A 2,651-nucleotide genomic window follows, 5' to 3' on the forward strand; every position below is an offset into this window, starting at 1 on the left:
TAAATCTCATAATCATAAAAATATAATATAATTCTTCTCACATATATAAATAAGGGGGAGAAATATATATGAACAAAACAAAAGGACACTTTATTGGTCTTGTCCCGTTGATCATCTTTCTAGTACTTTATATGGGTGTAGGGCTATTTTCAGGAAGCTTTGATAATATGCCACTTATGGTGGGTATATTAATCGCAACAGCGGTTGCTTTATCGCTCAATAAACCTAGCGAAAGACTATCTTTAAATGAAAAGATTGAAATCTTCTGTCATGGCGCAGGAGAAAGTACTTTAGTACTTATGGTATTGATCTTTATTCTTGCGGGTGCCTTCTATGGTGTCGCAAGTGGTATGCATGCTGTAGATTCAGTTGTTAATTTGGGGTTATCTATATTGCCAAGTAATATGATCTTACCAGGTTTATTCCTTATTGGATGCTTACTAAGCTTTTCAATGGGAACTTCTATGGGTACAGTCACTGCATTAATGCCTATCGCTATTAATATTGCGTCTAAAACAGGTATCAATGTCGCATTTGTCAGTGGTATTGTCGTAGGTGGGGCTATGTTTGGTGATAACTTGTCTTTTATCTCAGATACTACAATAGCCGCTACGAGAACGCAGGAAGTACAGATGAAAGATAAATTCAAGACAAATATCATTATGGTTTTACCTGCAGTTATTGTGAATCTTGTATTATTGCTTGTTCAGAATCCATCTATTTCACAAAGTGCAGCGAATCATTCATACTCATTAGTGAATCTGATTCCATATGTACTTGTTATTGTATTATCACTAGTCGGTATGAATGTCTTACCTGTTATGACCATTGGTGTGATTTCAGGTATTATTATTGGTGTGATTCATGGAGATTTCACTCTGCTTAAATCTTTGACTGTTATCCATGATGGTATGAAGAGTATGCAGGATATGGCATTAATTGCCTTATTTGTAGGTGGACTTGTAGGACTTATGCATCATCTAGGTGGTATTGATTACTTACTAGATAAGCTTACAAGCAAAGCGCATTCTAAAAAAGGGGCAGAATTATCTATTGCTGCATTAGTCAGCTTCTTAGATATTGCGACTACAAACAATACAGTCTCTATCATTACGGCAGGTCCTATCGCCAAAGATATTGCAGATGAATATGGTGTATCTAGAAAAAGAGTAGCCTCTATTCTAGATGTCTTCTCATCAGCATTTAACGGTCTATTACCTTATGCAGGACAATTACTTGTCGCTGCAGGACTTGCAAAAGTTACACCAACTGATATTATGGTATATAATTGGTATTCAATGCTGATGATAGTATCAGGACTCGTATTTATACTAATTGGAGATAGAAAGGAAAAGAACTAACATGAATAAAATTGCAAGCTTTACAGTGAATCATTTAACTTTATTACCAGGTATTTATGTATCTAGAAAAGATAAGGTAGGAGAAGAAGTCATTACTACTTTTGATATTCGTATGACAGCACCTAACAGAGAACCTGTTATTAATACAGCTGAAATCCACACAATGGAACATTTGGGTGCTACTTTCTTAAGAAACCATAAGGAATGGGCTAAAAAAGTTATTTACTTTGGTCCTATGGGATGTCGTACAGGATTCTATATGATTCTTGCAGGAGATCTAGAATCTAAGGATGTTGTAGGATTAGTGACTGAAATGTTTACTTTCATGGCTGAATTTGAAGGTGATGTTCCAGGTGCTGCAGCAAGAGATTGTGGTAACTATCTTGATATGAACTTACCTCTTACTAAGATTGTTGCGAAAAGATTCTTAGATAATACTCTTAAGAATATTACAGAAGAACATTTAGTATATCCAGACTAAGACTTCCCTGGAAGTCTTTTTACCTGTACGTACATATATTGATTAATTACTTACTTGTATGTATACTAATAAAGAGAGGTATCATTATGCATTTATTTCTGACAAGCTCAAACTTAACATTAAATGGTCAATATATTAATGAAGAGAATGGTTTCCGTTCTCTTCTTTTTGATGTTCTTCCACATCATATTCGTTGTCTTTATATAGCATCTGATCCAATTGATACGACTCATAATGATGAATGGGGAAATTACCAAAAGAAAGCCTTGATGAATAGTCATTTCTTAGTAGATAAATTTACTATCCTGGATGATCGAAACAAAGAGAAGACAGAAGAACTAGTGAAAGAATCAGATCTTATCATACTTGGAGGAGGACATGTGCCTACTCAAAACAAGTTCTTTAGAGAAATCCACTTAAAGAAGTATTTAAAGGAGTATGAAGGTGTGATAGTAGGTGTCAGTGCAGGTTCTATGAACTGTGCTAAGACTGTATACGCCATGCCTGAACTTCCAGGAGAATATCTTGATAAGAAGTATCAAAGATATCTTCCGGGGTTAGAACTCACCCAAACAATGATCATTCCTCACTATAATGAAATACATGATGATTGTTTGGATGGTGTTCATATATTCAAAGATATAGCTTATCCTGATAGTGCCAAAAGAACATTTATAGTATTAGTGGATGGTAGCTTTATACATATTCATGAAGGAAAAGAAGTCATTTATGGGTTATCTTATAAAATAGAAAAAGGAAAACAATCACTTATACAAGAAAATGATTGTATGTTCACATTGGATTCATAA

Annotated in this window: 3 protein-coding genes; all 3 read left to right on the top strand. The window is 34.4% G+C overall.

The window, feature by feature from the left end; genetic code table 11:
• Positions 1 to 68 precede the first annotated feature (68 nt).
• The 3 genes from ACT8VG_RS09775 (at position 69) to ACT8VG_RS09785 (ending at position 2,651) form a co-directional block, all read left to right on the top strand.
• Positions 69 to 1,361: a Na+/H+ antiporter NhaC family protein gene (locus tag ACT8VG_RS09775; protein ID WP_217107260.1), complete on the top strand. Its 1,293-nt coding sequence runs from the start codon at positions 69 to 71 to the stop codon at positions 1,359 to 1,361.
• Position 1,362: 1 nt separating this feature from the next.
• Entirely contained in the window at positions 1,363 to 1,842 is a 480-nt protein-coding gene (locus ACT8VG_RS09780) for an S-ribosylhomocysteine lyase (protein WP_217107259.1), read from the top strand.
• Between the two features lie 86 nt (positions 1,843 to 1,928).
• Positions 1,929 to 2,651 (top strand): Type 1 glutamine amidotransferase-like domain-containing protein, encoded by a 723-nt coding sequence (locus ACT8VG_RS09785; protein ID WP_444195752.1) that lies wholly within the window; start codon positions 1,929 to 1,931, stop codon positions 2,649 to 2,651.

This window comes from Catenibacterium sp. (genome assembly GCF_052354645.1).
Lineage (GTDB): Bacteria > Bacillota_I > Bacilli_A > Erysipelotrichales > Coprobacillaceae > Catenibacterium > Catenibacterium mitsuoka_A.

Coding starts and splice junctions, on each gene's coding strand:
- ACT8VG_RS09775 (WP_217107260.1), top strand. CDS start 69: ATGAACAAAACAAAAGGACACTTTATTGGTCTTGTCCCGTTGATCATC.
- ACT8VG_RS09780 (WP_217107259.1), top strand. CDS start 1,363: ATGAATAAAATTGCAAGCTTTACAGTGAATCATTTAACTTTATTACCA.
- ACT8VG_RS09785 (WP_444195752.1), top strand. CDS start 1,929: ATGCATTTATTTCTGACAAGCTCAAACTTAACATTAAATGGTCAATAT.